The sequence below is a fragment of the Tsukamurella paurometabola DSM 20162 genome (genome assembly GCF_000092225.1).
GTDB lineage: Bacteria > Actinomycetota > Actinomycetes > Mycobacteriales > Mycobacteriaceae > Tsukamurella > Tsukamurella paurometabola.
In genome coordinates this window covers 349869-375082 of the sequence record NC_014158.1, presented here as the reverse complement: position 1 = coordinate 375082, position 25214 = coordinate 349869, and the positions used below count along the sequence as shown (strand labels likewise).

Genomic DNA, 25214 nt, shown 5'->3' with positions numbered 1-25214 from the left:
GATGACCACGACGTACACCGTGGACGGCCGCCGCGTGGTGGACCGCGACAGCTTCTACGCCGAGCTCGGCCGTGCCGTGAACGGCCCGGGCGGCTACTTCGGCGGCAACCTGGACGCACTCGTCGACTGCCTGCGCGGCGGCTTCGGCACACCGGAGGACGAGCCCTTCGACTTCCGGATCACGCACGCCGACGATGTGCGCACCGCGCTGGGCCCGAAGCTCTACGCCGAGGTGGTCGATGTGTTCGCCACCTCGGGCGTCCCACTGCAAACCGCTTAATCGCGGCGAATCGGTCTGCCTCCGAACCATATCCCGCAAGACACTGGCATCCTCGCGCGGGCACGGGACAATCATGGGCATGACCGAAACCACCCGCAGCGAGCACGACCTGCTCGGCGACATCGACGTTCCCGCCGACGCGTACTACGGCGCCCACACCGCGCGCGCGTTGCTGAACTTCCCGATCACCGGCATCCCGATCGCCACCCACACCCACCTGGTGAACGCGCTGGCATGCGTGAAACAAGCTGCTGCCGAGGCTAACCGGCAGCTCGGCGTACTCACTGACGAGCGCACCGAGGCGATCGTCGCAGCGTGCGAGCGGATCCGCGGCGGCGGTCTACACGAGTGGTTCGTGGTGGACACCATCGCCGGCGGCGCCGGAACCTCGACCAACATGAACGCCAACGAGGTGATCGCCAACGCCGCGCTCGAGGAACTCGGCCGGCCACGCGGCGACTACGCCACACTGCACCCGCTCGATCACGTGAATCTGGGGCAGAGCACCAATGACGTGTATCCGACGGCGATCAAGATCGCGCTGATCACCCAGCTGCGCGACCTGCAAGAGGCGCTCACCGGGCTACGCGCCGAATTCGCCGCGAAATCAGAAGAATTCGGCGGGATCGTGAAGATGGGCCGAACCCAGTTGCAGGACGCCGTTCCGATGACATTGGGCCAGGAGTTCGGCGCGTTCGCGACCACGCTGGGCGAGGACATCGTGCGTCTGCAGGAGGCCACCCGATTGCTGCACGAGCTGAACATCGGCGGCACGGCGATCGGCACGGCCCTCAATTCGCACCCCGGCTACCGCGCCAAAGTGATCGAGCGGCTACGCGAGATCACCGGCATCTACGAACTGGTGGGCGCCTCCGACCTGATCGAGGCGACCGCCGATGTCGGCGTCTTCGTCCAGCTCTCGGGTGTGCTGAAGCGGATCGCGGTCAAGCTCTCCAAGACGTGTAACGACCTGCGGCTGTTGTCCTCCGGGCCGCGGGCGGGTCTCAACGAGATCCACCTGCCCGCGGTGCAGGCCGGATCGTCGATCATGCCGGGCAAGGTGAACCCGGTGATCCCCGAGGTGGTGAACCAGATCGCCTACGAGGTGATCGGGCACGACGTGACGATCACGATGGCTGCCGAAGGCGGCCAGCTCCAGCTCAACGCCTTCGAGCCGATCATCGCGCGATCGCTGGTCGAGTCGATCGCGCACCTGACCCGCGGGGCGCGCGTGCTCGGCGAGCGGTGCGTCGCCGGGATCACCGCCAACACGGCGCGACTGGAGCAGTCGGTCGCCGAGTCGATCGGTGTGGTCACCGCCCTGAGCCCGAGCATCGGCTATGCCGCGGCGACCGCGGTGGCCGCCCAGGCGCTCGAGGAAGGACGAGGCGTGGTGGAGATCGTGCGCGAGCGCGGACTGTTGGACGAGGCCACCCTGGATTCGCTCCTGAGCCCCGAGTACCTCACCGGGCACCCGCCGCACGCGCTGCACCCGGGGTCCGCGGAGAAGCACGACTGACCCTTGTCACATACCCCTAGGGGGTATATCTTCGATCGCATGAACCACAGCGGGATGAACCACGCGTCGATGGATCACACAGCCCTGGATCACACGGCGACCGATCACGGCGGCGGCCACGGCGGCCACGGCGATCATGTGGCCCAGTTCCGGCGGCTGTTCTGGATCATGCTGATGCTGGCCGTTCCGGTGGTGGCGCTCTCGGACATGTTCGCGATGATCGCCGGGTACTCCCTACCGGCCGTTCCGGGCCTGGCGTGGGTCTCCCCGATCCTCGGCACAGTGATGTACGTCTGGGGTGGACGCCCGTTCCTCACCGGTGCAGTCTCCGAGATCAAGGCCCGCCGGCCCGGAATGATGCTGCTGATCGGGCTGGCTATCACCGTGGCTTTCGTCGCCTCCTGGGGCGCCAGCCTGGGCCTGCTGCACCACCAGCTCGACTTCTGGTGGGAGCTGGCACTGCTCATCGTGATCATGCTGTTGGGCCACTGGATCGAGATGCGCTCACTGGCCCGAACCACCTCCGCGCTGGACTCGCTCGCCGCGCTACTGCCCGAGGAGGCCGAACGCATCGAGGACGGTGCGGTCGTCATCGTGGCACCGTCGGAGCTGCGCGTGGGCGATGTGGTCGTGGTCCGCCCCGGCGGCAGCGTGCCCGCGGACGGCGCGGTGGTCGAGGGCCGCGCCGCCATGGACGAATCGATGATCACCGGCGAATCGCAGACCGTGGAGCGGACCGTGGGCGAGACCGTGACCGCGGGTACCGTCGCCACCGATTCCGGTCTGCGCGTGCGGGTCACCGCCACCGGCGACGACACCGCGCTCGCGGGAATCGGCCGGCTGGTGGAACAGGCGCAGAACTCCACATCGCGGGCACAGGCACTCGCCGATCGGGCCGCGGGCTGGCTGTTCTGGTACGCCCTGGGGGCCGGCGCGCTCACCGCCGCGGTCTGGACGGTGCTCGGCGAGCCCGATCAGGCCGTGATCCGCACCATCACCGTGCTGGTGATCGCATGCCCGCACGCCCTCGGCCTGGCGATCCCGCTCGTGGTCTCGATCGCCACCGAACGCGCCGCGAAGGCAGGCGTGCTGGTCAAGGACCGGATGGCGCTGGAGACCATGCGCACCGTGGACACCGTGCTCTTCGATAAGACCGGCACGCTCACCCGCGGCGAGCCCGTCGTGACCGAGATCGTGGGCGGCGGCGAGGTGCTCGCGCTGGCCGCGGCGGCCGAGGCGGACAGCGAGCACCCCCTTGCGAGGGCGATCGTGCGCAGCGCCCGCGACCGCGGCCTCACCGTGCCCGCGGCCACCGGGTTCACCAGCTCTCCCGCCGTGGGCGTGACGGCTGTCGTGGACGGCGCGACGATCCGCGTCGGCGGGCCGAACCTCCTGGCGGAGGAGAACGTTCGCGAACTGCCCGCCGCCGACGCCTGGCGCGAGCGCGGCGCGATCATCCTGCACGTGCTGCGCGACGGTGCCGTGATCGGTGCGCTCGCCCTCGCCGACGAGGTGCGCCCGGAATCCCGCGAGGCGGTGGATGCATTGCACGCCCTGGGAATCCAGGTGGTGATGATCACCGGCGACGCCGAGGCGGTGGCGCACGCCGTGGCCGATGAACTCTGCATCGACCGGGTGTACGCCGGCGTCCGACCGGAGGACAAGGCCGCCAAGGTCGCCGAGCTGCAGGGTGAGACCCGCATCGTCGCCATGGTGGGCGACGGTGTGAACGACGCACCCGCACTGGCTCAGGCGAACGTGGGACTCGCGATCGGCGCGGGCACCGACGTCGCCATCGCCTCGGCCGGGGTGATCCTGGCCGGCGACGATCCTCGGTCGGTGCTGTCGGTGATCGAACTGTCCCACGCTTCGTACCGGAAGATGAAGCAGAACCTGTGGTGGGCAGCGGGATACAACCTGATCTCGGTGCCGCTGGCCGCCGGCGTGCTGGCCCCGATCGGGTTCGTCCTCCCGATGTCGGTGGGCGCGATCCTGATGTCGTTGTCCACCGTGGTGGTTGCGCTCAACGCGCAGCTCCTGCGCCGGCTCGATCTACGGCCGCAGACCGTGACCGCCAGGATCCTGCAGCGCCGCTAGTCCAGGCCGTTCTCCAAGGCGTACCGCGCGAGCTCCACTCGGTTCCCGAGTTGGAGCTTGCGCAGCGTCGCCTGCACGTGGTTCTCGACAGTACGGTGACTCAGATGCAATCGGGTGGCGATCTGCTTGGCGGACAAGCCTTTCGCCACCAGCCGCAGCACCTCGGTCTCGCGGGGAGTGAGCTGCGGGCCGGCCGGCTCGGGTTCGGCGGCCATGCGCCGGAATTCACCGAGCACCAGTCCGGCCAGACCGGGGGTGAACACCGGCTGGTGCGCCGCGGTGGCGCGGACCGCCGCCACCAATTCCTCGGCCGAAGCACTCTTGACCAGATAGCCGCAGGCTCCGGCCTTCACGGCCTCGACCACGTCCTCGCGTTCGTCCGAAGCCGAGAGGATTAGCACCGCGGCCTGCGGTGCGTGCTGGAGCACCAGTGTGGTCCCGGCGGCACCGTCACCATCGGGCAGCGACATGTCCATCAGCACCACGGTCGGCTGCACTGCGCCCGCGATCCGGCCGGCGGCCGCCACCGAATCGGCCGTACCCGCCACGGTGAAGCCACGTGCCTCCAGGTCGCGGGCCACGGCGTCGCGCCACATCGGGTGATCGTCGACCACCAGTACACGGATCGCCGCATCGTCTAGTTCCGAGGTACCCACAGTTCCCACTCCACCCCTTCTCCGATATCGGTGGTGAGTTCGGCGCGGCCACCCAGTGCCCGTATCCGGCCCACGATCGACTCCGATACACCCAGTCTGCCCTCCGCGCGCGCTTCATCGAGCCGTCCCGGTGCGATTCCTGTGCCATCGTCGCGCACCGTCACGAGCACGGCGTCCCCGACGTCTTCGATGAGGAGGAAGGCGCGTACACCGGGCCCGGCATGCCGGGCGGTGTTGTCGAGCGCGTTCCGGACAGCGGCCGCCACCTCTGCGGCGGTACCCGCGGGCAGGGCCACCGGACCGCCGGGCTCGGCCAGGGTCACCGGGCTCCGCGCGGCAGTGGCCAGCGGGCGCACCAGCTCCCGCAGGTCGACGGTGCCGCCGGCCTCGTCCGGTCCAGCCGTATCGGGGCTCTCGGCGATGAGCCGGCGCAATGCGCGCTCCTGCTGTGCGGCCAGCTCGCCCAATGCGGTCGCCGCACCGCCGAGCTCAGCGCACCGCCGAGACAGGAAGGCCAGCGCCTGGAGCACCCCGTCGTGCACCTCCCGGGCCAGCCGCTCCCGGGCCCGGGCCTCCGCGGCGACTCGTTCGGCAGCGCGCACCTGCTCGCGGGACTTGGTGGCCATCCGTGCGGCCACGCCCAGCCCCAGGCCCACGGACATGAACACCGGGTAGTTGGCATCGCGCAGCGTGCTCTCCGGAAACACGTCCCGGTAGATCGCGTTCACCGCGGCGATCACGACGCCGCCGATCAGTCCCGCGACGGGGCCACCGAGGATCGCGGCCGAGACCACCGGGTTGGTGAGCCACAGCGTGGTCGGCAGCGCCTGATTGAACTGCGTGAAACCGGGCGAGGCCACGAGCCACGTCGACAATGCCAACGCCGCCGCGACCACGAACTCCCCGCCCACGAACCACCGGTTCCGGCCGAACCCGCGCACATAGGCGAGGGCCGCGAGCGCGCTGAAGGCCACGAGCAGCCCGATCAGCACCCAGCTCCACCCGATCCGCTCGTACCGCCCGGCCTCGTCGATGTGTCGTCCCACGGCGTAGATCACGGAGATCGCGCGGAAGTACTGCGCACCCCGCCACAGCGGTGCCCGGGGGTCGTCGTCGCCGGGCCGGTGCGACTCGTCGTCGCGTCCGGTGGGTACGACGCGCCGCAGCCGGGACACGGTGCCATCCATGTGCTCACGGTAACCGGTGAGTAGGCTGGCGCCGATCGTCCCGGACAACGGGGAGAAGTCAGGGCGCACCACGCGCACACGAACGGGCAGGACGGTGATGAGCGACCGCGAATCGACCGATCCGGACGAGCCGACCCCGGACGATGACGCCGGGAAGTCCACGCTCATCACCCGCGAGCGCCTGAAGTGGGTGCGCCGCGGCGTCCTGGTCCTGATCGCGGCGATCCTCGCGTTCGAGGCCGTCTACTTCTGGCCCACCGTCGCGAAATCGCTGCGGGAACTGCGCCATATCCAGTGGGAGTGGGTGATCGCCTGCGTGATCGCCGTGTGGTTCTCCTTCGACTCGTATGCGCAGGTGACCCGGGTGCTCCTGCGATCGGCCGGAGTGCGGGTCAAGCAGATGCAGGTCCTGGGCCTGCAGTTCGCCTCCAACGCCGTCTCGCAGTCCCTTCCCGGCGGCCAGGTGTTGGCGCCCACCCTGGTGTACCGGCGCACCCGCATGTGGGGCGCGTCCCGCGTGATCGCGGCCTGGCAGATCGTGATGAGCGGCCTGCTCATGTCGTCCGGTCTCGCCGTCCTCGGGCTGGTCGGAGGCCTGCTCGCGGGCGCCAAGACCAGTCCCTACTCGGTCGTCTTCTCCGTGGCGCTGCTCGTCGTGTTCATCGTGATGATGCAGTACGTCGCCTCGCACCCCGACGGCCTGTACGTGGTGGGCGCGCGTCTGATCCGCTGGGTGAACGACCTGCGGAACAAGCCCGAGGACACCGGATTGGCCCGGTGGAAGGAGATCCTCGATCAGCTCCAGGCGGTGAAGTTGAGCCGCCGCTACGGTGTCGAGGCCTTCGGGTGGTCGCTGTTCAACTGGGTCGCCGACGTGGCCTGCCTCGCCTTCGCCTGTTACGCCGTGGGCGATGCGCCCGGCCTGGCTGCGCTGGCGGGAGCCTATGCGGCGTCGAAGGTGGTCAACACGATCAGCCCGATCCCCGGCGGCCTCGGCCTGGTCGAGGCCGCGTTGGTCCCCGCCCTGGTGCTGGCCGGGATGCCCGCCAGCCAGGCGCTCACCGCGACCATCCTGTACCGCCTGGTGAGCTACCTGCTGGTGGTGATCATCGGGTGGATCGTGTTCTTCGTCAGCTACCGCGACACCATGGATGTCGACCCGGACGCCGGTGCGGACGGCGGCCCGGGCGACGGATCGGACGCCGAGACCGGCACCGCCCCGGGCACCGACGCGGCGAAGAGCGGGCCCGACGACGACTCCCCTGGCACACCGCCGGGCCCCGCGTAGCCCATTACCTGCGCCTTAAGCGACGTGCAACCGCAACAGAAGCCCGCCCGGGCATCGTCTTCCTCGTGAGCGGGCGACCAACACGCTCACACCGCGTCCCTGGGGGGAGGGGCGACGGGGGGAACCGGGGGGGTAAGGCCCGGCCGGGGCGCGTCTGGGAGGACCGCGTCCCGGCCGAGTGCCGACCCCACGGGCGTGGCCGCCCCACCACCGCCGGAAGTCGTCGGAGCCGGTCCCGCAGGCGGGCAACCGCAGTAAAATCTGTGTCGTGCCCGATGTCTCGCCGGACCACGGCCGCGAGAACCTGCGGACCCTGGTGGCCCTGTGGTGGCGGGGTGGGCCGAGCTACGACCAGCGGATCGCCTACCTCCACAACCGATCCCTGCTACCGATGATCCGCGTGGTGGTCAGCGTCTGCGCAGCGCTGCTCGGCCTGATGTCCATCGCCCTGATCCCGTTGGTACGACCGCTCACCGTCGTCGATGTGGTGCGGCTGACGGTGTGCGGTGCGGTGGCCCTGTTCTGGGCCGTCCGCTGGCAGCTCGGCGAGGTACCCAATGCGCGCTGGGCGAGCGTCTTCGTGGCGTCGTCGATCATCGCGATCTACGTGGCCTCGTCCACCCAGAACGAACCGCTCGCGGCGGCACTGGGCGTCGCGAGCCTGGCGATGATCGCGACGTTCGGCGCGCTGATCCTCTCCACCCGCGCCTTCCTGGTGAACGCGGCACTGATCTTCGCCGCGATCGCCGCGTCGACTCTCCCGGTGCTGCCCGGTTACGGCTGGGCGCAGACGCTTCTGGGGGCGGCGATCCTGATCGGCGCCACGATCGGCGTGCCGGCGACGATGCAGTTCGGTATGTCGTTCTCCTGGTTCGACACCGCCGAGGCCGGCACAGACCCGCTCACCGGCGCCTTCAATCGACGTGGCCTGCACACCATCTGGGCGACATGGGCGATGCGCCGCTCCCCCGCCGCCGAACACGCCGCGGTGATCGTCGTCGACCTCGACCGGTTCAAAGCGGTCAACGACACCCACGGTCACACCGCCGGCGACGAGATGCTGGTGCAGGTGGCCCGGACACTGCGCTCGATCGGCGCGAGCGTCGACGCCCTGGTCGCGCGGCTCGGGGGCGATGAGTTCGCACTGCTCGTCGTAGGTCATGACGAGGCCGAATGCACGAATCTGGCGCATCGGATCCGTCGCGGAATCGCCGCCGTCCCCCCGGTCGGCGCGAGCGCCGTGACCGCGAGTATCGGAGTGGCGGTCGACGATGCCCCGGCCACCGATCCCGGCCTGATCGACCGCTTGCTGGCCGCCGCCGACGAGGCCATGTACCAGGCGAAACGAACCGGCGATGCGGTCGCGGTGGCCCCCGGGAACCCGGTGCTCTGAGGTCCGCCGCCGCATCGCCGGGACGACGGCGTACGGGAATGATCTACGGTGGAGTTCATGCGAATTCCGGTCATCGCCGTCATCGACGCACTGCTCGTGGTGCTGTTCGCATCCATCGGGCGGTTCAATCACGGCGAATCGCTCTCGCCCGCGGGTGTCGCGGAGACCTCGTGGCCGTTTCTGCTCGCGCTCGCCGTGGGCTGGGCCTTCGCCTACGTGCTGTCGGCGATCCGGGGGCACGAGCCGGGCCGGGCGCAGACCTTCTCCCCCGGTCGGATCTTCCCCGAGGGCGTCATCATCTGGGTCTCGACGGTGGCGGTCGGTATGACGGCGCGGGGCCTGCTCACCGAGGACGGCGTGCAGGTGAGCTTCGTGATCGTCACGGCGATCGTGCTGGGAATCTTCCTGCTCGGCTGGCGTGCGATCGCGCAGGTGGTGCTGGCGCGGCGTGCCCGTAGCGCCGAGGCGGTCTCGGGTCCCGACGTCCCTACTGCGTGAGGTAGGAACCGGCGACTTGCAGCGATCCGCTGCCCGACCGTTCGCCGCTGACCATGATCGCGAAGGCCTGGTCGCCCCGGTAGCCGACGAACCAGCCCGGTCCCTGCGGACCGTTCGTACCGACCAGCCCCTTCACCTTGCTGGACACCAGGTCACTGCCGTCGCCCGACGGTGACACGGTGGCCTCCATCTTCGCGCGCACCGCCGCGAGGATCGTGCCGTCGACATCGCCCATCGGGGCGCTCGGCGTGGCGGTCTGCCCCTGCACGACGTAGGGCGCGGTGGTCTTGCCCTTCGCGATCGCCGACGCGAACACCGCGAGCCCGAAGGGCGAGGCCTTCATGGTGTCGGCGCCGAGTTCGGCGGCGGGCCGGCCGCCGGTGCCGGGCAGCTCGGCGGTCACGGTTGTGACCCCCGTCATCGCGAAGGCGGTGCCCAGCCCGAGCGGCGACAGCAGTCCCGCCTGCTTACCGGTGTCCTTGCCGGCGGCGGAGTTCACCTCGGAGTACACCGGCGCCAGCACGGGGCCGGTGGTGGAGAGACCGGTGAGCGCCCAGTCCGGCGATTCCAGACTGGCCTGGTTGTTCTGGGCCGCGGCGAGGACGGCGCCGCTGCTGATGGAGACAACGACCATCGCGGCGGGCTGGCCCAGCTGGACCACGGCGTTCTCGGCCGCGAGTTGCACCTTGGGGTCCATCGAGGTCTTCAGATCGGGACCGGGCGGCCCCTGGAACCCCACCACCTGCGTGGGCGGCTTCTCCTCCGTCACCAACTGCACTGCCCACCCTGCGGTGGCGTCGCGGTTGGCCTGCCAGGCCCCCTTGATCCCGGTGAACAGCGGGGAGAACAGCTGCCGGTTGGCGATCAGCAGATCGGGTGCCTCGGTATCCCGCAGGCCGGGCACCGCCTTGAGCTTGTCCTCGAGCACCGCGTAGTCATCGCCGCGCAGGTCCACCACCGGCACCGGCTTACCGGGATCGGCCTTGGCCTTCGCCGCGAGGCTCTCCGGTGTCACCAGTGGCGCGACCGGGGCCACGATCTTCGCGACCCGGGTCAGACTGTCGGTGAGGTTCGTGGTCTGGTTCGGGTCGACGGTGAGTTTGTGCACGGTACCGGCGAACATCAGCTCGGAGTTGTCCCGGGCGAACACCTTCGGAGGACGGGCGTCGGTGCGGATCTGCCGGATCGCGGTGCTGGTGGTGAGGCCGGGAGCGAGCACGGCGGGATCCCAGGAGATGCGCCAGCCGATCGACAGACTCGACGCGCTGCCCTTGGTGGTGTACTCCCAGTCGCGGCCCTTGCCGAAGTTCCACTGCGTTTTCAGATCGAAGGTGGCGTTACCGCCGGAGTAGCGCTGCACGTTCTGGGCCTTGACGCTCACCTTCTCGGGCCGCATATCGCGCAGGGTCCGGCCGATCACGCCGCTCGCGGCATCCGGCGAGGAGGTGAAGCCCGCCGCGGCCACCGCATTGCGCTCGCCGATCGCGGCGGCGTATCCGTCGAGCATCTTCGTGACGTCCGCGGTCTCGTCGTCGCCGCAGGCAGCGAGCGTGAGGAGCAGGAGAGAGACCAGCGCGGCAGCCCCGGTACGTCGCCCCACGCTCGGTCTCACATCGTCTCCCGCCTGCCGCTGTCACGACCTTCGCCACTCCTGACGCCGCAGTTTACCCACTTACACGTGGCATCCTTGGGATATGCACGTGCTCGTCACCGCCGCGGACCGGGCGGCGTCCGAGATGCCCGGAGTTCGATCGCGCCATTGCTTCTCGTTCGGTGATCACTACGCCCCGGCGAACACTCACCACGGAGTGTTGTTGGCTTGCAACGACGAAAGCGTTGCAGCCGGTCGCGGCTTCGACACCCACCCGCATCGCGCGGTGGAGATCGTCACCTGGGTGCTCGGGGGCGCATTGGTCCACCAGGACAGCGAGGGGCATGCCGGAGTGGTGTATCCGGGTCTGGCGCAGCGGATGAGCGCGGGCACCGGCATCCTGCATTCCGAGCGCAACGACCGGCCCGAACCGGCCGGGGCCGGCGTGCGTTTCGTCCAGATGTGGCTGGCGCCCGACGATGCCTCCGCCGCGCCGTCGTACGAACAACGCGAGGTGAGCGCGGACGTGGACCGCGGCGGCCTGGTGACCGTGGCCTCGGGCGATCCGGCGCGGGACGCCGCGATCCGGATCGGCGCCCGCGGCGCAACGCTGCACTGTGCACGACTCGCGCCGGGAGCCACCGTCGACCTTCCGGAAGCGCCGTTCGGGCACCTCTACGTCGCGGCGGGGTCGGCGGTCGCCGATGGCACGGGAGCGCTCGTCGACGGCGACTCGCTGCGGACGATCGCCGACGGGATCCGGATCACCGCGGGAGCCGGCGGCGCCGAACTCCTCTATTGGGAGATGCACCGGCGGCTCGGCGACTGACCTGTCACCAGCTCACGGCAGGGGCCGATCCGATGGCACCACCAGGTAGCTGGGCTGCTTCGGATCGATCAGTACGTGCTGCGGCCGGAACTGCGTCTCCGCGGTCACCGGTCCGACGGTCATCGCCTTGATCAGATTGAGCGCGAAGACATCGACACGCAGCCGGTGCCCGGGTTTGAGCACGGCACTCACGGCGTGGGTGCCGATGTCGAGCGGCACCACCTGTCCGGGGGCTACCAGCTGCCGGTCGGCGAGATTGAGTTTGTAGTACGGATCGACCATGTCTCCACCCGCAGTGCGGGTGCTGCGGGATTCGTCGATCTGCCGCAGCGAGGTGGTGAGCTGACCGGAGCTGATCTTCTCGGACCTGCCGTCGGGGCCGACGTCGGTGACCATCACGCTCCAGTAGGCGTCCTTGGCGTCCTGGGTTGTGTTGAGCCGCAGGTTGATCGGTCCGGAGATCACGGTCGGCTTGCCCACCGGCTTGGAGGTGAAGGTGAGCGCGTTCATCTCGGCGACGCGATTGTCCTTGGTGCACCCCTGGAATACCAGCAGACCGAACATCGCCTGGCCGGTGTCGTTCGAGCACAGCGTCGACAGCCCCGGCCCCACCGTGCGGCGCGCCGGAACCTTCGGAGGTGACGTCTGAAGACTGTTGTCCGAGAGCGCCGTCGGGGCGGTACCCGAGGGCAGGCTGGAGAGGTACATGCGCTGGTACTTCTGCTCGGGCTCGGGGAAGGTGTCCCCTTGCCACCAGCCGCCACCCATCCGGTGCACCGTGACCGGCGCATAGTTGTCGATACCGTTATCGGCGTCCTTGAGCCATTTGTCGAACCACGCCTTCTGCAGGACGTCGGCACGGGTCGGCTGCCCCACTCCGCCCATATCGTTGGTGACGGTGACGTGTGCGGCGTCGCCCATGATGAGCTTCTTCTTGGCCGTGGACAGCGCACTCAGCGCCGTGGGCAGACGCCATTCGGTGTTGGTGAACAGGTCGTTCCAGCCACCGAGCGCGAACGTGGGCGTGGTCACCTTGTCCAGAGGCGTCTGGAAGGCGGCGCGCAGCGTCGAGTCCTTGTTGATCAGTTCCTTCGTGGTCGGGGTGAGGCCCTCCACGGTGGGCGAGAAGACACCGGTGAGAAGCTCGGGGACGAACACCGCGGGGTTCTGCAGCCTGTCCTGCAACCACTTCCAATCGAAGGTGCCGTTGAGCAGCGACCGGAGATCGGGAATGAACTTGAGGATGTTGACCATGGCGAGCCAGGGACCGATGAAGCCGACGCCGAGCCCGCCGCCGGGCGCCACGATGTCCGCGGCGATATCGGCGCCGGGCACCACCGGGAACAGGGCCTGTAGTCCCTCGGGATTCTTCGACGCCACCTGCAACTGGTTGATCGCCGAATACGACACGCCTGCCATACCGAACCGGCCGTTGGTCCAGCTCTGCTTGCGAATCCAGTCCAGCACCTCGACGGTGTCCTGCTGCTCGCGCTGAGCGAAGACCTGCCACACGCCCTGCGAATTGCCGGTGCCGCGCACGTCCACCACCACCTGGGTGTACCCGCTCTGTACCAGCTTCTGATCCACGGTGAAGGTGTTGAGCAGGCCACCGTTGAGCGTGTTGCGCAGATCGTCCACCCCGGCGATCGGCGTGCCGGAGAAGTTGAACAGATTGAGCAGTCCCACCAGTGCCGGATACAGCACCGGGACGTTGGTCACCAATGTCACGATGGTGCTGATGAACTTGGTGTAGGGCGTCATGTTGACGATCGTCGGCATCGCGGTCTCGATCGCCTTGCCGGACGCATCGGCGGGCCGGAAGATGTTGGCGCGCAATACAGTGCCGTCGGACATGCGAATAGGAACATCCCACTCGGTGGCCATCCGCGGGTACTGCGAAGGGCCGTCGTGCGAGGCGATCCACTCTGGATTGATCATCCCCGCCACACCGGCACCCGGCTTCCACGGTTCCGCGGCCGCCGGCGCGCGCAGTGCGGGCACCGCCGCTCCGGCGACGATCACGGTTACTGCGAGGAGCGCGGTGAGCGCGCGCCCGAGCCGATTCAGAATCATGGAGTTCCTCCGTGGAGTGTCACGTCACACCGCAACCCGGATTGTGGAATACATCGCACGAAACCCTAATACTCAGGTTCGCTACAGAAAAGACTGGTGAATAACATTCCCACATATTGGGATACCTGAAGGTTCGGCCGCTACCTGGCAGGATGGTCGGGTGACCAGCGAACCAGCACTCGACCTCAGCTTCGTCGACCCGGATATCCGCGTGCAGGACGACCTGTTCGGCCACGTCAACGGCAAGTGGCTCGACGGTCACGAGATCCCCGCGGACCGCTCCTCCGACGGCGCCTTCTACGCCCTGCGCGATGCCGCAGAGCTGCACGTGAAAGAGATCGTCGAGGAGGCGGCGGCCGACGCCGCGGCCACCGGCGACGCCGCCAAGATCGGCGACCTCTACTCCAGCTTCATGGACACGGCCGCGATCGAGGCGGCCGGCGTGGCTCCGGTGGCCGACGAGATCGCCGAGATCCGGTGGGCCGACTCCGCCACCGATCTGGCGACCGTGCTGGGGCGGCTGCAGCGCACCGGCGTCGGCGGCCTGCTCGGCTACTACGTCGACACGGATGCCAAGCGCTCGGATCGGTACCTGGTGCAGGTCACCCAGAGCGGCATCTCGCTCCCCGATGAGGCGTACTACCGCGACGAGCAGTACGCGCCGCTGCGAGCGAAGTTCACCGCCCACGTGGCCGACACCTTCCGGCTCGCCACCCGGCTCGCACCCGCTCTCCTCGAGGGCATCGTCACGGCCGGAGAAGAAGACGCCGCTGCCGCCTCCGTGCTGGACCTCGAGACCGCGATCGCGGCGGGCCACTGGAACGTGGTGGATCGCCGGGACGCCGACAAGTCCTACAACCTGCGCACTTTCGCCGACCTCGGCACCGAGGCGCCCGCCCTGCAGTTGCGGGCGTGGACTGCCGCACTCACCGCCGCCGAGGCCTTCGCCGAGGTCTTCGCCGAGGTCAATGTGCGACAGCCGTCCTTCGTCACGCACGCGGCGGCGCTGCTGTCCGACCGCCCGCTGGCGCAGTGGCGCACCTGGCTGGCCTGGCGGGTGCTGCGCGCGCGGAGCCCGTACCTCTCGGATGAGCTGGTCGCGGCGAATTTCGCCTTCTACGGGACCGCGCTGACCGGTGCGACGGAGAACCGAGAACGCTGGAAGCGCGGCGTCGGGTTGGTCGAGGAACATCTGGGCTTCGCGGTCGGCGAGCTGTACACCGCCCGGCATTTCCCCGCCGATTCGAAGGCGCGGATGCAGGCCCTGGTCGCCGATCTGGTGGAGGCCTACCGCCGACGGATCGTCGAGCTCCCCTGGATGACACCGGCCACGCGGGAGCGGGCGCTGGAGAAGCTGGGCAAGTTCACCCCGAAGATCGGCTACCCGGATGCGGCCCGCGACTACTCGTCGCTGCAGATCCAGCGCGATGATCTGCTGGGTAACGTGCGCCGCGGCAACGCCGCCGAGCACGACCGCGAGTTCGCGAAGATCGGAGCGCCGGTGGACCGCGACGAGTGGTTCATGACCCCGCAGACGGTCAATGCGTACTACAACCCGGGCATGAACGAGATCGTCTTCCCGGCCGCCATCCTGCAGCCGCCGTTCTTCGCTCCTACCGCTGACGATGCGGTGAACTTCGGCGGAATCGGGGCGGTGATCGGCCACGAGATCGGACACGGCTTCGACGATCAGGGTGCCAAGTACGACGGTGACGGCAACCTCGAGGACTGGTGGACCGACACCGACCGCGAGGAGTTCGGCAAGCGCACCCGTGCGCTGATCGAGCAGTACGACGAGCTCACCCCGCGGGAGCTGGGCGCCGACTCGGAGCACCACGTCAACGGCGGTTTCACGGTCGGCGAGAACATCGGCGACCTGGGCGGCCTCGGTATCGCCCTGGTCGCGTACGGCATCGCACGCGAGCGCGCGGGCGGCACCGTCGACGACCCATCGACCGAAGCCGACGGTCTCACCGGCCTGCAGCGGGTCTTCTACAGCTGGGGCCAGATCTGGCGCGGCAAGAGCCGCCCCGAGGAGGCCATCCGGCGCCTGGCGATCGATCCGCACTCGCCGCCCGAGTTCCGGTGCAATGCCATCGCCAGCAACCTCGACGAGTTCTACTCCGCGTTCGGCGTCACCGAGGGCGACACGCTGTTTTTGGCCCCGGAGCGTCGCGTCTCGATATGGTGATTACTGATCGGTAGCGATTCTGTAGCAAACTGTCGAAAACGAGAACAGCCGTCCAGCAGCCGGCGGACTGACCACGTACGTAAGCCCGCACCCCGCATCGAGGTGCGGAGAACGGGTGGCCGTGCCAGCACATAAGCAGTCCACAGAACAGCTCCCCTCGGTCCTCGGCACCGTGCACGAGGCACCGCCGGCGGAAGAGGTCCCGCTCGAGGAACTGACGCTCAGCGAGCGGATGGGCGAGATCGCGCGACTGCTGCGGGAGCAGTCCTCCGATTCGGAGTCGCTGCTGACCGCGGTGACGCAGTTCGCGGTCGACCAGGTGCCGGGCGCCTCGTTCGCGAGCATCACGCTGGTCGATCCGAAGGGCGGCATCACCCATCCCGTCGTGATCGGGGACGCCGCCCAGCGGGTGGCGGATGTCCAACGCGAGCTGGAGGAGGGGCCCAGCGTGGGCGCCACCTTCGAATCGACCACGATCCTGGTCGAGGACACCGCCACCGAGCCGCGTTGGCCGCGATTCGCGGAGGCCGCCAAAGAGGCGGGCGTGGGGTCGATCCTGTCGTTCTGCCTGTACGTGCAGAACGACGCGTACGGCACCCTCGACCTGATGGCGCGCGAGGCGAACGCCTTCGACGCGGAATCGCAGTCGATCGGCTCGCTGTTCGCGGTGCACGCCGCGGTCGCCTTCTCGGCGGTACGCGAGAAGGAGCAGATCCGCGCCGCACTCACCACGCGCGATGTGATCGGCCAGGCCAAGGGCATGATCATGGAGCGTTACAAGCTCGACTCCGACGGTGCCTTCCGGCTGCTGGCCCGGCTCTCGCAGGACAGCAACGTGCGCTTGGCCGAGGTGGCCGAGCAGGTGATCGAGGCGGGTCCGGACTAGACGCCGCAGACGTCGCCGCCGATCCTCCGGGGCGCCACACCGGTGCGCGACGCGTCGACCGGTTCACCGGGCGTTCACATTTTCGATTCCCGCCGTTCAGGCGACCCTCTCGGATAACCTGATCTGATTCGCCATTGCGATCATCAAGAACGTATCGCGCATACTGCGAACTTGTCGCAAACCAGTAGCTTTTTGCGCCCCCACAGTGCAATCGCACGGCTGCCGTGCTCCACTGTCAGCGGCGTGCCGCCCGTCGACGCGCTGCATTAGACATCGCAGTTTGATCGGGAGGAGATTCACTGTGGCTTCAGAGGAGAACGTCGTCCTACTGACGTGGCCCACCACGGCACCCGCGTACGAGGCGCAGAGCCGACTCACGGAGCTCGGCAACTCCGGCGCCGTCGAGGTCCGCGAGTCCGCGGTCGTCGAGCGCGGTGCCGACGGTACGCTCACCGTTCCGCAGGGCGATTCCGGCACCGTCGGCCTCGCCACGCTCGGCGGCAGCACCCTCGGAGTGCTGGTTGGAGTACTCGGCGGCCCCGTGGGCGCCCTGCTCGGCTGGGCCAGCGGCGCACTCATCGGCGGCGCCTGGGACCTTTCCCGCGCCGACGATTCGGACTCGGTGATCGCCGCCCTGTCCAGCTCGATCCCGCCGGGCGCCAATGCCCTGCTCGCCGATGTGGTCGAGGGCTCGCACGATGCGATCGACGGGCTCGCCGCGCGCTCCGGCGCCCGTCTGGTGCGCAAGCCGACCGGCGAGGTGCTCGACGAGATCGACGCTTCCGAGGAGGCCGCCGACGAGGCCGCCGCGGCGGCCCGCAAGAAGGTCCGCGAGGAGAAGAAGGCCGACCGGTCGGCCGACCGACACGCCCGCGTGGACAAGCTTAAGGAAAAGCTGAACATCTCCAGCGGATCGTAAGATTCTTCCCGTCGACACCGTCGGCGGATTCACACCATCAAATCGGACCCAAGAAACGGGTCCACCAGGAAAGTAGGAAGTAAGTGACTACTGACACCACGTCGTCGGCGTCGGCTCCGCAGGAGCAGCCGCCGCGCCACTCTCTCGTCGACGAGGTCCGTGGGTACGCCTCCGATGTTGTCACCAAGGTGTGGCAGTCCGTTCTCGGTATCGGCATCGTCGCGATCGTCCTCGGCGCCGTGATCCTCGCCTGGCCCTCGCCCACGCTCCGCGTGGTCGGTGTGCTGTTCGCGATCTACCTGCTGCTGATCGGTATTCTGCAGCTCTACACCGTGTTCGGTCCGATCAAGTCCGAGAGCAACTGGTGGCGTTTCCTGACCTTCATCTCGGGTGCGCTGTCGATCGTGCTCTCCGTGCTGGCCTTCCGCAGCGAGGGTGACTCGCTGGTCATGCTGGCCATCTGGATCGGTGTCGGCTGGCTCATCCAGGGCATCGTCGGCTTCGCCGTCGGCCTGGACCTGCCGAACGGCACCCCGCACCGGATCCTGAGCATCTTCGCCTCGATCCTGTTCACGATCGCCGGTGTGATCGTGGTGATCTACCCGTACGACGCCATCGCCCCGCTCACCTACGGCACCGGCATCGCGCTGATCATCATCGGCCTGGTGCAGGTCGTGCACGCGTTCCAGATCCGCTCCTCGGCCAACAAGGCCATCCCGCAGGTCTGATCGCACCGCTCCACCCACGCGAAACGCCCCGGCCCTCCATCGGAGGTCCGGGGCGTTTCGTCGCGCGCTAGCGTGAAGCGGGAGGCCTACTCGTAGGTCTCGCCCGCCTCAGCCTTGGCCACCAGCGACTCCGGCGGGGTGAACTGCTCGCCGTACTTGGCCGCCAGGGCGTTCGCCTGCGCGACGAAGGCCTTCGGACCGGTGAGGCCCTCGGCGGGCGTCCCCGGGCGGCCCTCGTAGCCGTTGATGTACTGCAGCACGCCACCGGTCCACGCGGGGAAGCCGATGCCGAAGATGGAGCCGATGTTGGCATCCGCGACCGACTCCAGCACGCCCTCGTCGAAGCAGCGCACGGTCTCGATCGACTCGATGAACAGCATGCGCTCCTGGAGCTCGGCGAAGTCCGGCGTCACACTGCCCGACTTGAAGTGCTCCTGGAAGCCCTTCCACAGGCCGGTGCGCTTACCGTCGGCGTAGTCGTAGAAGCCCGCACCGTCCTTCTTGGAGGTGCGGCCGTTCTCGACCATCCAGTCGACCACGGCGAAGGCACCGTGCTGCGGAACCGGCTTGCCCTCAGCGGTGAGCGCATCCTCGGTGGCCTTGCGGATCTTCTGCATCAGGGTGAGCGTGAGCTCGTCCGTCAGCTGCAGCGGCGCGGCCGGGTAGCCGGCCTGCTGGCCCGCCTGCTCCAGGTACACCGGGTCGACGCCCTCACCGATGGCGGCGAGCGCCTCGTTGATGAAGGTGCCGATCACACGGGAGGTGAAGAAGCCGCGGCTGTCGTGCACCACGATCGGGGTCTTCTTGATCTGCAGGGTGTAGTCGATCACCTTGGCCAGCACGGCGTCGGAGGTCTTCTCGCCCTTGATGATCTCGACCAGGGGCATCTTGTCCACGGGGGAGAAGAAGTGGATGCCGATGAAGTCCTCGGAGCGCTTGACGCCCTCGGCGAGGATGGTGATCGGCAGGGTCGAGGTGTTCGAGCCCAGGATGGCGTCGGGTTCGACGATGTCCTCGATCTCCTGGAAGACCTTGTTCTTGACCTCGACGGACTCGAACGCGGCCTCGATGACGAGATCGACACCCGCGAAGTCCTGCGGATCCACGGTCGGGTGGATGCGGGCGAGCAGGGCGTCGGACTTCTCCTGAGTGGTGCGACCCTTGGCGAGCGCCTTCTCCTCCAGCTTGACGCTGTAGTCCTTACCGCGATCCGCGGCGGCCTGATCGATGTCCTTGAGGACCACCTCGATACCGGCCTTCGCCGAGACGTACGCGATGGCCGCGCCCATCATGCCGGCGCCGATCACGCCGACCTTCTTGGCCTGGTACTTCTCGTACCCATCGGGACGGCTACCGCCACCGTTGATGTGCTGCAGATCGAAGAAGAACGCCTTGATCATGTTCTTCGACACCTGACCGGTGGCCAGCTTGGTGAAGTAGCGCGACTCGATCTCGAGCGCGGTGTCGAAGTCGACGTAGGTGCCCTCGAAGGCGGCGGCCATGATGGCCTCCGGTGCGGGCATGGGCGCACCCTTGAGCTGCTTGCGCAGGTTGGCCGGGAACGCCGGGGCGTTGGGGGCCAGCGTCTTGTCGATCGGCGAGCCACCGGGGATGCGGTGTCCCTTGACATCCCACGGCTGCGTCGCGGCCTCGGGGTTCGCCTTGATCCACGCCTTCGCGGCGGGGACGAGCTCCTCGACGGTGCCGACCAGATCGTTCACCAGGCCGGTCTTCTGGGCCTTGCCCGGAGCCATCTGCTGCCCCTGGAGCAGCACGCCCATGAGAGCGCCCTGCAGGCCCAGCATCCGCACGGTGCGGGTCACGCCGCCACCACCGGGGAGCAGGCCGAGGCTGACCTCGGGAAGGCCGATCTTGCTGCCCTTGACGTCCGCCGCGATGCGGTGGTTGGCGGCCAGGGCGATCTCCAGGCCACCGCCCAGAGCGGCGCCGTTGATGGCGGCCACGACGGGCTTGGGCAGCTTCTCCAGGCGGCGCAGATCCTTCTTGATCTCCTGGACGTTGTCGAAGACCTGCTGCGCATCGGCCTTGGTGGCCTTGCGGATCTCGGTCAGGTTGCCACCGGCGAAGAAGGTCTTCTTCGCGGAGGTGAGCACGACACCGGTGATGCTGTCGACCTCGGCCTCGAGGCGATCCACGGTGGCCCGCATCGAGGTGCCGTACAGCTCGTTCATCGTGTTCGCGGAGCTGTTCGGATCGTCCATCGTCAGCGTGACGATGCCGTCGGCGTCCTGCTCCCAGCGAATCATGTTGTCAGACATGTATTTCTAGTCTCCTGTTGCTGAAGTCGGGGCGTCAGATGCGCTCGATGATGGTGGCCGAGCCCATGCCGCCGGCGATGCACAGGGTGATCAGGCCGTAGCGGCCGCCCGTGCGCTCGAGCTCGTCGAGCACGGTGCCCACCAGCATCGCGCCGGTGGCGCCCAGCGGGTGACCCAGCGCGATCGCGCCGCCGTTGACGTTGACCTGCTCGCGGTCGAGCTTGAAGTCCTTCATCCACTTCAGGACCACGGAGGCGAAGGCCTCGTTGAGCTCCCAGACGTCGATGTCGTCCTTGGTCAGCCCGGCCTTGGCCAGCACCTTCTCGGTGGCCGGCGTGGGACCGGTCAGCATGATCGTCGGATCGGCGCCGGTCGAGGCGGTCGCGACGATGCGGCCGCGCGGGGTGAGCCCGGCCTTCTTACCGCCGGCCTCGTTGCCGACCAGCACGAGGGCTGCACCGTCGACGATGCCGGAGCTGTTACCGCCGGTGTGCACGTGGTCGATCTTCTCGACGTGGGTGTACTTCTGCAGCGCCACGGCGTCGAAGCCGCCCATCTCACCGACCACGGTGAAGGCGGGACGCAGCTTGCCCAGGTCGGCGGCGGTGGTGCCGGGACGACGGTGCTCGTCGTTATCGAGCACGACGAGGCCGTTCTGGTCCTTGACGGGCACGACGGACTTGGCGAACCGGCCCTCGTCCCACGCCTTCGCGGCGAGCTCCTGGGACTGCGCGGAGTACTGATCGACGTCATCGCGGGAGAAGCCCTCGATGGTGGCGATGAGGTCGGCACCGATGCCCTGGGGCGCGATGTAGTTGTCGTAGCTGTACTGCGGGTCGTAGAACAGGGCGCCGAAGTCGGAGCCCATCGGCACGCGCGACATCGACTCGACACCGCCGGCGAGGACCAGGTCATCGCCGAGCGCCGAACCGACCTTCTGGGCCGCCATATTGGTGGCCTCGAGACCCGAGGCGCAGAAGCGGTTGATCTGCACACCCGCGACGGTGTCCGGGAGGCCGGCCACGATGGAGGCGGTGCGCGCGATGTCGGCGCCCTGCTCGCCGACCGGCGAGACGACGCCCAGCACGATGTCGTCGACGGCGGCCGGATCCAGATCGGGGTTCCGGTCCTTGATCTCGTCGATGAGCCCCACCACGAGGTCGGTGGGCTTGATGGCGGTCAGCGAGCCGCCCTTGAGCTTGCCACGCGGCGTACGGATCGCCTCGTAGATGAATGCGTCAGACACTTGGTCTTCCCGTCCTTTCGAAGAAGGGTGTTCGCAGCTCCCTTGTCCAGCTCGGAGCCCGTCCTCCTACAGGCTAACCGGGTGTAGCTTATTTGGAAAGATCCGCATGTAGAACGACACATAGAACCGGTTTCATGGGCTATCGTTGCGTTAACCATGGCACCATCGAACACGCGCCTGCGCCCCGCCGAGCGACGCCGACAGCTGGTCGACGTCGCCACCGGCCTGTTCCTCGACCGCGGCTACGGGAACGTGGCGGTGGCCGATATCGCGCGGGCCGCCGGAATCAGCGGGCCCAGTGTGTACCGGCACTTCCCGGACAAGGAGGCCATCCTCGCCGCAGCGATGCGCTCGGCGGTCGACGAGATGTCCGCGGCGACCGACAGCGCACTCGCCCGCCCCGGCGCCACGTTCGACGATCTGGCGGCCGCGGTGTTCGCGATGGCCGTCGACAAACCGGGCCCCCTGGCGCTGTGGCGCTGGAACCGGCGGCACCTGACGGCCGAGCAGGCACGCGAGATGATCGCCGCCAGCGAAGGCGTCCTCGGCCGGTGGACCGAGGTGCTGCGCCGCGATCACCCCGAGGTCACCGACGACGACGCCCGGGTTCTGGCCTGGGCCGTTCTCGCCGTCGGCGGTTCGGTGCCGCCGAGCCGCGGGCGGATCGGGACTCGGCGGTACCGCACGGATCTCGAGCGGATCAGCGAGCGGGTGCTGCGCGCCGCACCGTCGATCGCACCGCACTTGCCCGCTCCGCCGCCGCGTCGCGCGCCCGTGGTCCGCAGCGACGAGATCCTCGACGCCGCATCGGAGCTGTTCTTCTCTCGCGGTTACAGCACGGTGGGTATGGACGATATCGGTGCCGCCGTGGGTATTTCGGGCCCCAGCGTGTACGGTCACTTCCCCTCGAAGGGGTCGATCCTGGTGGGCATCGTGGCACGCGCCCGCGCGGCGCTCGAGATCGGGGTACTGGGCGCAGCCGCCCACGCCGAGGGCGATCCCATCGCCGAGCTGCGTGCACTGGTGCGGTCGTACGCCGCGAACCTGGTCTCGTCCACCGATCTCGCGGTGGCCTTCACGGTGGGACGCGAAGTGGTCATCGAGTCCGGCGGCGAAGCTCTGCTCGCGGCGCAGAAGGCCTACCTCGCACGGTGGGTCGCGCTGTTGGAGGCCGGCGGCGAGGTCGACGGCGCAGGAGCGCGCATCGCCGTGGGTGCGGCCATGACCATCGCCAACGACTTCGCTCGCACGCGGCGGCTGCGGCGCCGGGCCCGGTTTCACGATGAGCTCGTCGCGCTCATGGACGCCGCACTCGGCATCTGATCGCGTTCTCCGGCAGTGCGGCGGTGGCTATCGTGAGCGCAGGCGTCGCAGCATCCGGGCGTCGGTGAATCCGACTGCCTGCGCTGCGGACTCCATCGTCGCCCCGTGCTCGATCAGCAGGCCGGCGTGCTCCACCCGCACCGCCTGCTGGTACCGCAGCGGCGTGATCCCGAGTTCGGCATCGAATGCCCGGGTGAGAGTGCGTGCGCTGACCCCGGCGGCAGCGGACAGCTCGCTCAGCGGCAACGACTCGGCGAACCGCCCGTCGATCACGTCCAGTGCACGATGTACCGCGTCGTTGACGTGGGACCGGTGCCGCAACATCACCGAATGCTGTGGGGCGTGGCCGTTCCGGCGGGCGTACACCACCATCGCACGCGAGACCGCGGCGGCCACGGCGGACCCGTGACGATCCGCCAGCAGTGCCAGCGTTGCGTCGATGCCGCTCGCGATACCCGCCGAGGTGCGCACGGTTCCATCCGTGACGTGCAGGACGTCCCGCACCACGGTGGCGGCCCGATGGCGCCGCTCGAGCCGGTCGCACAGCTGGTGGTGGGTGGTGCACCGTCGGCCGTCCAGCAGGCCTGCCGCGCCGAGCGCGAACGCACCCGCACACACCGACATCACCGTGCCGCCGGCAGCGTGATGGTCGGCGATCCTGTGCAGGGTCGTCGCGGAGAGCGGAACAGCTCCGGATTCGGTGCGCCAACCCGGCACCAGCGCGATGTCCGATACCCGTAACCGCGGGAAGTCCGTCTCGGCCACGAGCGGCAGCCCCTGATGGCTGGCGACCCGAGCGGATTCGCCGATGTACCGCAGCGCGTACTCGTGCCCGAGGTCGGTGGCCGTGCCGAAGGCCTGGGTGGGCCCCGCCACGTCGAGCAGGTGCACCCCCGGGACCAGGAGGACGGCCACCGTCGTCGGACTCACGGGTGCATCATGCCGCGCCCGCGACCGCCTCGTCGAGCGTGCGGATCCGCGCGAAGCGGCCCGCGAGCGCGAATTCGGTTCGCTCGATGATCGCGTCCGTCCCGAGGACCGCACCGGTATCCGGGCGCACGATCGGGAAGGTGGCGGTGGCCTCGGTGACGAAGTCCACGTCGAAGCCGAGATCCGCGGCCAGCCGCGCCGTCGTCTCGCAGCACTGCTCGGTCTGGATACCCGCGATCGTGAGGCCGGTGACGCCGCCGCGCTGGAGCAGTCGCCCGAGTTCGGTGCTGGTGAAGGCATTGCGCGTGGTCTTGGTCAGCAAGGGTTCTCCGGGCAGCGGCACGAGCCCCGGCTGCAGCACGACGTGACCCGACGCCGGGTCGAATACGCCACCGCTTCCCGGTTCGCTGTGCAGGATCCACACGACCGGTTCGCCCCGCTCACGCGCCGCCACGACGAGCCGGTTCACATCACCGACGATGCCGGGATTCGAGACCTCGGACCAGTTCGCGCGCTGACGGAAGGACTCCTGGACATCGATCACCACGAGTGCGTTCATGCCCCCATCGTGTCCGGTCCGCACCGATCCGACGAGACACGATCAGGCCGCGCACCGGAACGATCCGGTCACGCCACCGGCACGTCACCAGCCGTTGACGTGCAACACCGTTTCCAGCGGTGCCCGCTTAGCGGGCTTGAAATCGGTGCCCTTGGTGTAGGCGACCGGCAACAGCACGCCCTGCCGGATGTTCTCCGGCAGGCCGAGTGCCTCGGCGACCTCACGCTCGTACACCAGATGCAAAGTGGTCCACGCCGAACCGAGGCCGCGCTCGCGGAGGGCGAGCGACAGGCTCCACGCGGCCGGCAGCAGCGATCCCCATACACCGGCCTGATTGCCTTCGGGCAGCTCCCCACCGGGCACGTGGATCGCGCCGATCACCAGCGCGGGCACCTCGTGCATGACATCGGCGAGATACTGCGCACTGGAGGCCACCTTCTCGGCGGTGTCCAGGTCCTTCGGCGGGTTCGCGGCACGGGCCTGCGCACCGGCGGCGGCATAGGCCGCGAACGAGCGGGCGTAATGCTCGGCGACGATCCGCTTCTTCTCCGGGTCGGTCAGCACGATCCAGTGCCATCCCTGGGCGTTACTGCCCGACGGGGCCTGCAGCGCCACCTCGAGTGCGTCCGTGATCACCTCCAGCGGGACGGGCCGCTCGAGGTCGAGGCGCTTGCGCACCGACCGGGTGGAGGTGAGCACCTCATCGGCGCTCAGGTTCAGGTGATGAATCGACTCCGTCATG

Annotated in this window: 21 protein-coding genes; 12 read left to right on the top strand and 9 right to left on the bottom strand. The window is 68.6% G+C overall.

The window, feature by feature from the left end; all coding sequences use genetic code 11:
- Position 1 precedes the first annotated feature (1 nt).
- From TPAU_RS01725 to TPAU_RS01715, 3 genes are all read left to right on the top strand, one after another.
- Positions 2 to 280, top strand: a complete 279-nt coding sequence (locus TPAU_RS01725; protein WP_013125046.1) for a barstar family protein — start codon at positions 2 to 4, stop codon at positions 278 to 280.
- A 73-nt stretch (positions 281 to 353) separates the two neighbouring features.
- Positions 354 to 1799 carry an aspartate ammonia-lyase gene (locus TPAU_RS01720; RefSeq protein WP_013125045.1) on the top strand — a complete coding sequence of 482 codons (1446 nt, stop codon included), beginning with the start codon at positions 354 to 356 and terminating at the stop codon, positions 1797 to 1799.
- 69 nt (positions 1800 to 1868) lie between these two features.
- A complete protein-coding gene (locus tag TPAU_RS01715; protein ID WP_245537950.1) occupies positions 1869 to 3896 on the top strand; it encodes a copper-translocating P-type ATPase in 2028 nt (675 codons plus the stop codon).
- Here TPAU_RS01715 and TPAU_RS01710 read toward each other — a convergent pair.
- Together TPAU_RS01710 and macS are read right to left on the bottom strand one after the other, a co-directional pair.
- On the bottom strand, positions 3893 to 4552 hold the full coding sequence (locus TPAU_RS01710; RefSeq protein WP_041944243.1) for a response regulator: 660 nt from the start codon (positions 4550 to 4552) through the stop codon (positions 3893 to 3895). The two genes, TPAU_RS01715 and TPAU_RS01710, sit on opposite strands and share 4 nt — an antisense overlap.
- A complete protein-coding gene (gene macS, locus TPAU_RS01705; RefSeq protein ID WP_013125042.1) occupies positions 4534 to 5739 on the bottom strand; it encodes a MacS family sensor histidine kinase in 1206 nt (401 codons plus the stop codon). Before macS ends, TPAU_RS01710 begins: the two co-directional genes overlap by 19 nt.
- A 97-nt stretch (positions 5740 to 5836) precedes the next feature.
- On the opposite strand from macS, the gene TPAU_RS01700 reads away from it, so the two are divergent.
- The 3 genes from TPAU_RS01700 (at position 5837) to TPAU_RS01690 (ending at position 8918) form a co-directional block, all read left to right on the top strand.
- Positions 5837 to 7027 (top strand): lysylphosphatidylglycerol synthase transmembrane domain-containing protein, encoded by a 1191-nt coding sequence (locus tag TPAU_RS01700; RefSeq protein ID WP_013125041.1) that lies wholly within the window; start codon positions 5837 to 5839, stop codon positions 7025 to 7027.
- Positions 7028 to 7295: 268 nt separating this feature from the next.
- Complete coding sequence (locus TPAU_RS01695) at positions 7296 to 8420, top strand: GGDEF domain-containing protein (protein ID WP_013125040.1); 1125 nt, start codon at positions 7296 to 7298, stop codon at positions 8418 to 8420.
- Positions 8421 to 8477: 57 nt separating this feature from the next.
- A complete protein-coding gene (locus tag TPAU_RS01690) occupies positions 8478 to 8918 on the top strand; it encodes a DUF3054 domain-containing protein (protein ID WP_013125039.1) in 441 nt (146 codons plus the stop codon).
- Here TPAU_RS01690 and TPAU_RS01685 read toward each other — a convergent pair.
- Positions 8908 to 10518, bottom strand: coding sequence for an NTF2-like N-terminal transpeptidase domain-containing protein (locus TPAU_RS01685; RefSeq protein ID WP_049825746.1), 1611 nt, complete (start codon positions 10516 to 10518; stop codon positions 8908 to 8910). The two genes, TPAU_RS01690 and TPAU_RS01685, sit on opposite strands and share 11 nt — an antisense overlap.
- 94 nt (positions 10519 to 10612) lie before the next feature.
- Between TPAU_RS01685 and TPAU_RS01680 the strand changes: the two genes are divergently transcribed.
- Positions 10613 to 11338 carry a pirin family protein gene (locus TPAU_RS01680; protein ID WP_013125037.1) on the top strand — a complete coding sequence of 242 codons (726 nt, stop codon included), beginning with the start codon at positions 10613 to 10615 and terminating at the stop codon, positions 11336 to 11338.
- 12 nt (positions 11339 to 11350) lie between these two features.
- Here TPAU_RS01680 and TPAU_RS01675 read toward each other — a convergent pair whose 3' ends face one another.
- The gene (locus TPAU_RS01675) at positions 11351 to 13411 is read right to left on the bottom strand and encodes a CocE/NonD family hydrolase (protein WP_013125036.1); all 2061 of its coding nucleotides are present in this window, start codon (positions 13409 to 13411) and stop codon (positions 11351 to 11353) included.
- A 160-nt stretch (positions 13412 to 13571) separates the two neighbouring features.
- On the opposite strand from TPAU_RS01675, the gene TPAU_RS01670 reads away from it, so the two are divergent.
- The 4 genes from TPAU_RS01670 to TPAU_RS01655 all read left to right on the top strand — a co-directional run bounded on the left by TPAU_RS01670 (position 13572) and on the right by TPAU_RS01655 (position 18135).
- Complete coding sequence (locus TPAU_RS01670; RefSeq protein WP_013125035.1) at positions 13572 to 15602, top strand: M13 family metallopeptidase; 2031 nt, start codon at positions 13572 to 13574, stop codon at positions 15600 to 15602.
- Positions 15603 to 15723: 121 nt separating this feature from the next.
- Positions 15724 to 16488: a GAF and ANTAR domain-containing protein gene (locus TPAU_RS01665; RefSeq protein ID WP_245537828.1), complete on the top strand. Its 765-nt coding sequence runs from the start codon at positions 15724 to 15726 to the stop codon at positions 16486 to 16488.
- Positions 16489 to 16789: 301 nt separating this feature from the next.
- The gene (locus TPAU_RS01660) at positions 16790 to 17407 is read left to right on the top strand and encodes a DUF1269 domain-containing protein (RefSeq protein WP_013125033.1); all 618 of its coding nucleotides are present in this window, start codon (positions 16790 to 16792) and stop codon (positions 17405 to 17407) included.
- 83 nt (positions 17408 to 17490) lie between these two features.
- Entirely contained in the window at positions 17491 to 18135 is a 645-nt protein-coding gene (locus TPAU_RS01655; protein WP_013125032.1) for an HdeD family acid-resistance protein, read from the top strand.
- A gap of 86 nt (positions 18136 to 18221) precedes the next feature.
- Here the strand turns inward: TPAU_RS01655 and TPAU_RS01650 are convergent, their stop codons facing one another.
- Entirely contained in the window at positions 18222 to 20414 is a 2193-nt protein-coding gene (locus tag TPAU_RS01650) for a 3-hydroxyacyl-CoA dehydrogenase NAD-binding domain-containing protein (RefSeq protein WP_013125031.1), read from the bottom strand.
- Positions 20415 to 20448: 34 nt separating this feature from the next.
- On the bottom strand, positions 20449 to 21660 hold the full coding sequence (locus TPAU_RS01645; RefSeq protein WP_013125030.1) for an acetyl-CoA C-acetyltransferase: 1212 nt from the start codon (positions 21658 to 21660) through the stop codon (positions 20449 to 20451).
- Between the two features lie 156 nt (positions 21661 to 21816).
- Here TPAU_RS01645 and TPAU_RS01640 point away from each other — a divergent pair, with 156 nt between their 5' ends.
- On the top strand, positions 21817 to 22983 hold the full coding sequence (locus TPAU_RS01640) for a TetR/AcrR family transcriptional regulator (protein ID WP_013125029.1): 1167 nt from the start codon (positions 21817 to 21819) through the stop codon (positions 22981 to 22983).
- 27 nt (positions 22984 to 23010) lie between these two features.
- On the opposite strand, the gene TPAU_RS01635 is transcribed toward TPAU_RS01640, so the two are convergent.
- The 3 genes from TPAU_RS01635 to TPAU_RS01625 form a co-directional block, all read right to left on the bottom strand.
- Entirely contained in the window at positions 23011 to 23913 is a 903-nt protein-coding gene (locus TPAU_RS01635; RefSeq protein ID WP_041944242.1) for a GlxA family transcriptional regulator, read from the bottom strand.
- A gap of 7 nt (positions 23914 to 23920) precedes the next feature.
- Positions 23921 to 24472, bottom strand: coding sequence for an isochorismatase family protein (locus TPAU_RS01630; RefSeq protein WP_013125027.1), 552 nt, complete (start codon positions 24470 to 24472; stop codon positions 23921 to 23923).
- Positions 24473 to 24556: 84 nt separating this feature from the next.
- On the bottom strand, positions 24557 to 25213 hold the full coding sequence (locus tag TPAU_RS01625) for a nitroreductase family protein (protein WP_013125026.1): 657 nt from the start codon (positions 25211 to 25213) through the stop codon (positions 24557 to 24559).
- Between the last annotated feature and the right edge of the window lies 1 nt (position 25214).